Origin of the sequence: Erythrobacter donghaensis, from assembly GCF_001557325.1 — a bacterium.
GTDB lineage: Bacteria > Pseudomonadota > Alphaproteobacteria > Sphingomonadales > Sphingomonadaceae > Erythrobacter > Erythrobacter donghaensis_B.
In genome coordinates this window covers 1-4777 of the sequence record NZ_LSJS01000262.1, presented here as the reverse complement: position 1 = coordinate 4777, position 4777 = coordinate 1, and the positions used below count along the sequence as shown (strand labels likewise).

The window sequence follows — 4777 nt, the reverse complement described above, 5'->3', positions numbered from 1 at the left end:
TCACCACATCCTACTGCAAAGTGCCATGCGGTGCAGACTGTCCAGATAAGGCGATCAATTCTTCGCGCGCATAGTCCTTGCTGCCGAACGCATTGCGCAGATTGCGATTGAGGCGCGACGGGTGGCCGCTGGCATGACAGAGTTCGTGCAGCGCCGTCCGGTAGAAATTGATCTGTTCGTGGAAGGCCGGTTGCGGGGGCACCTGCACATAGTCGGCGCTCGGGACATAGTAGGCCTTGTCCCCACCGATGCGGAAATCGACGCCCGATGCCGCAATGACCGCTTCGGCGATCGGCACGACTTGGCGTTCGGGAAGCGGTGCGGGGTCGGTGGCAAGGCCGGGGCGCAAGCCTTCGCACTGTGCGAGTAGGGTAGGCCCGCAATGTCTCGGAGAGAACATCGCTAGGCCCCCCTCCGAACCGAACGTGCACCTTTCAGCGCATTCGGCTCTCCACGACTGCGTGCTGTCCGCCGTTGGCGGTCGGTCGGCTGTCCGGCATGGACATCGTTGTGGCAGCGGGAGCACAAGACCATGCGTTTACGCTGACGGGCGGCCGCCATATGGCGACTGAACCCGGCATGCTGCAATTCGCCGATCCTGCGGACGTGATGAACCTCACAAGGTTGGTCATTGCTACCGCAACGCTCGCATTCGCGGGCGTTGAGCCGCTCGACCAGCTCTGTCCTGCTGAACACGAACTTTGCTGAGGAAGGGATATCGATCCCGCCCCAGGTGCGCGTGTGTCGCTGGAGGTCCTTCAACTGCCACAGTTTTATTGTCCGGGTGGTGTCTCCCACCTCGTAGCTGATATAGAAGTCCGTACCGCGACGCAGTTTGGCGAAGACTCTGCGAGCCGATGTCCTGTGCTTTCCGGCGATGGTTTTCACGCATGAGAGCAAGGCGAAGTAACCTGCCTTGTTCAGCTTGCGTTTCACGTCGTCAGCAATGGCATAATAGTTCGCAAAGCCGCGCCATTCGGCGTTATAGGCTAGGACGATTTCCACATCGCTTGCGAAGCGCAAGGCCGCCCTCCCAACAGGTCTGAAGCTGTCGTAGTCGCCCCATTCCTTTGAGTTGACGAACCGCACGACGCGGTCCCTTGGCACCAGAAGTTTCATCCGGTCGGCCAAGCCTCGCCGCACTGCCGGACGACCATCGAAGATCGCCTTGTGCGGATTGGGATTGGTCATGGTCCGGACTTCGTATCCGAGGAACCGTGCCCCATCCGAAGCCTTGTGGATTCCGCTTTTCTCGGCGGACACGGCCAACTTCAGGTGATCGGACAGGTAGGTCCTGACCTCCTCCATGATTTGTCGTGCTTCCGATTTGCTACCAGTGACGCCGATGATGAAGTCGTCGGCGTATCGGCAGTAGCGCAGTCTCCTGTAGTTCGGATCAAAGGCGTCGCTGGCCGGAACGGCAAGCCGTTCCGCCTTGAGCCGACCGATCTCTTCCAAGAAGGAAGTGACTCTGGGATCGTCGCCGCGCCCTTTGGCGCGAAGTTGATCCACTGTGCGGCGGACATAGGACAGGCGGTTCCTGATGCGCCGGGCATCAGGGGATGGTGATCGCTGCTTCCCTTTGTCGAAGCCAGCCATCTTGGCCTGCATGAACATATCCAGTTCATGCAGGTAGATGTTCGCCAGCATCGGGGAGACGACCCCGCCTTGGGGCGTTCCGCTGTAGGTCTTGTGAAAGACCCAGTCTTCGACATACCCGGCCTTGAGTAGACCCCGGATGAGCCGCACGAAGCGACGATCCGCAATCCGTTTTTCGAGCAGGGATACGAGGACATCATGATCGATGTTGTCGAAGAACCCGACAACATCGACGTCGATCAGCCATTTCACCCCGGTCCAGATGGCGCGGATCGATTCCAACGCCGTGTGGCATGAACGTTTCGGGCGGAACCCATGAGAGTGTCTGGAAAACAGCGGCTCATAGATTTGCTCGAGGATCGTCCGCACCACTTCCTGGACCAACTTGTCTTCCGTGGTCGGCACGCCAAGTGGCCGTTTCTGGCCATTGGCTTTCGGGATATACACCCGTCTTGCCGGTTGAGGTCGATAGGTCCCGTTCGCAAGCCGTTCGATGATGGACCTGACCTTGTCGGGCGAGAAGCCGTCGAATGTCTGACCATCAACTCCGGGCGTCATCGCCCCTTTATTCGGGGCGATCCGCTGGTAGGCATGCTCCCAGAGGAGCGGGCTTTTCAGCAGGCGATAGAGGCCATTGACCTTCCGACCCGACCTGATGACGGTCGGGAGTGATCTGACGGCCCTCTCAATGGTATCTGGCAGCATTAGCACACCTCCTTTTGAGGTCGTCTGATCGCAGTCGCTGCCGCCCTTCCCCCGGTCGGTTAGGCTTTCGCCCGGGTCACCCCGAGCTTATACTGCCGACCGTCCGCCGATTGCTCGGCGGCTGTCCCGGCCATTACACCGGGCATTTGAGTAATATGGCGGCTCCGTGCCCATACAGGTCGCTGGTCTTCCCAGCGCCTGCTTCAGGGCATCCCGTAATTACGGAAATTGGAGATACGACGTGGTTAGGTGCCCCGTTCGTTCACTTACCCCTCCCTATAGAGGGTGCGTCAGAGAGGCTGGCGCGCTCGCGGAAGTCCCGCTCGCTGTGGAGGAACTCAACGCCCTTTCCTCCGTCTCTCCGATATGCCGCGTCAACCATTCTGCGACATCGCCACGTTATCAGCCGCTGCAAACTGGGGTTCAGGCAGTATAGCTTTCACCATACACGTCTTGCCCTGATCCCTCGCGCCTCAAATGGCTTTGGCGTTTCGGGACCTTTTCTGAACATGCTATTGTTCCCCGTCCCTTTCGGGATCGCAGCCATTTCTGGCCGAGGTTAGTCCAGTGGGCATGATCTATAGCCAGCAAGATCAACTATCCATGATAGCACTCCTTAATTTCCGCCGTTACGGCGCACCGTTGAACACGGTGAAGCGTTTGAGGAACGGCACCGCGCGGGCTTCGCCGCCGGTCTGGCGCGCGCGTTCCTTCTCGGCTTCGGGGGTGAAGCGGTCGGCATAGACAACCCTTGTCCCGCGCTCGCCTTTCCTGACATTGCCGCCCGCCTCCAAGGCTTGGCGGAAGGTCAGCCACGATTGCGACGGATAGCCGTTCTCGATCACTGCTCCCCACAGGATCAGGACATTGACGCCGCTGTAATTGCGGCTGGTGAGCCCGTTGCGCGGGAGGCCGGGGGCGGCGGAGAAGCCTTGACCATTGGGGCGGCCCCAAGGCTGGACCCAAGGGAAGCGGCCCGCCTCAAGTTCGGAAACAATGCGGCCCGTCACCTCGTCGTAAAGATTGGCGCGCTCCGCCGGGGGCTGGCGTTTGCTGCCCTCTGCGCGCGCGCGTTGGCTGCCGGTCTGGTGCATGGCTATCCTCCAATGCCGCCCCAAAAACCCCAGGGCCTCCCCCGGAGCGGGGGTGGGCGGCGAATTGCGACCTGCCGGGCGCGGCCAGGAGGCGGTCCGCACCCGCAGGGCCGAAATGCAATGGAGGAGCCGGACCCGAGCGCAGTCGAAGGCCGGCTTGCGGGACGCCGGGCCGGGCCCAGAAGGGAGCGCCGCCCACCCGCGCGACGAGGGGAAGGCCCAACGAAAAATGCCGCCGCGCCGGTCAGGCGCGGCGACGACAGGCCGGAGCAAGGCTCCGGCATCCCGCCAGTCCGATCGTCACCTTTGGCCGGGACGCGCGAAGCGTGGCCCGGTGGAGCTTGGCGAACGGATGTGAGCCTAGCGGAATAGAGCGGCGGTCGCGCCGCAGGCGCGAGGCGCCTGAAAACCCGGATGCGTCAGGTCAGACCCTGCCGTCTTGAAGCACTCTCGTCGTGGTCGCCATGCGCGCGGTGACACGAGGAGCGAGCACTCGGCCCACTGGCCCCAACAGATCAACCGTGCAGCGGGGATCCGTTCGAACCGGTGCAAGCGGTCATCGCGGGCAACAGGCTCATCATGGCGGCACCGGCGATGATGATCGCGCCGACCGCCGCGGCGATGCCGGTCGCGGTCGGCCCCGCACCGCCGAGCTGCATCAGGCTGGAGACGACACTGCCGCCGGCGATCCCGGCGGGCACGGCGAAGAGAAGCGCGATCGCTCCGCGAAGCGGAACGGGCAACCGCGACGCGATGAGCATGCGTCCGATCAGCAAGACCGCGACGCCGACGACGAGGCCGAGAAGCAGACCGAGCAACGGCCCCAGTTCGCCACCCCCCGCCCACAGAAATGCGGCCGCACCGAGCCCGACCGGGAGTGCGAAGACGGCGAGCCGGAACATCGCCCAGGCGAAGAGGACGATGCCGGTGGCGGACAGGATCAGACCGAGCAACATCACGACCAACTCCATAGGCTCGGAACATAGCAGAAACACGATTCGGCATGAAGCCCCGATCGGCTCGCACTATGGGCGGTCTGGCGCGTTCTTCTCGGGCGACGTCGATCGCAGCGCGACGAACAGCGTGGCCGCACCGGCTTCGCTCCGGCCGGCAGGGGGCCGGTCGCCGATCGCGAAGAAGATGGCATTGACGGTACGCGGCGTTGCACTGGCGGCCGTGACAGCCGACCGGGAATTGACGGGCACTCCGGCGACGCTCGCGAGATAGGCGCGGGTCTCACCGGGCAGCGCGCGGCCGGTCCGCACGTGCTCGGCATAGCGTGCCGGTCCCGCGTTATAGGCTGCGAACAGTCCGGGATAACCGAAGCGGTCATACATCAGACGAAGATAGAGCGTCCCCGCCAATATGTTGTCGCGCGG

General features: G+C 62.8%; 3 protein-coding genes and 2 pseudogenes. All 5 read right to left on the bottom strand.

Annotation, left to right across the window (positions count from 1 at the left end):
* Window positions 1–10: 10 nt before the first annotated feature.
* Window positions 11–367: pseudogene (locus tag AX692_RS15200) on the bottom strand (zincin-like metallopeptidase domain-containing protein); the annotation flags it as partial.
* 35 nt (window positions 368–402) lie between these two features.
* Window positions 403–2304: a reverse transcriptase domain-containing protein gene (locus tag AX692_RS15195; RefSeq protein WP_010890906.1), complete on the bottom strand. Its 1902-nt coding sequence runs from the start codon at window positions 2302–2304 to the stop codon at window positions 403–405.
* A gap of 635 nt (window positions 2305–2939) precedes the next feature.
* Window positions 2940–3398, bottom strand: a pseudogene (locus tag AX692_RS15190) (ArdC-like ssDNA-binding domain-containing protein); the annotation flags it as partial.
* A 515-nt stretch (window positions 3399–3913) separates the two neighbouring features.
* The gene (locus AX692_RS15185; protein ID WP_155644762.1) at window positions 3914–4354 is read right to left on the bottom strand and encodes a hypothetical protein; all 441 of its coding nucleotides are present in this window, start codon (window positions 4352–4354) and stop codon (window positions 3914–3916) included.
* Window positions 4355–4423: 69 nt separating this feature from the next.
* On the bottom strand, window positions 4424–4777 hold a 354-nt coding region (locus tag AX692_RS15180), incomplete at its 5' end, for a lytic transglycosylase domain-containing protein (RefSeq protein ID WP_196491811.1).

What these genes read in the sequence shown, in the direction of transcription:
- AX692_RS15185 (WP_155644762.1), bottom strand. Translation starts at nt 4,354, where the DNA reads ATGTTGCTCGGTCTGATCCTGTCCGCCACCGGCATCGTCCTCTTCGCC.
- AX692_RS15195 (WP_010890906.1), bottom strand. Translation starts at nt 2,304, where the DNA reads ATGCTGCCAGATACCATTGAGAGGGCCGTCAGATCACTCCCGACCGTC.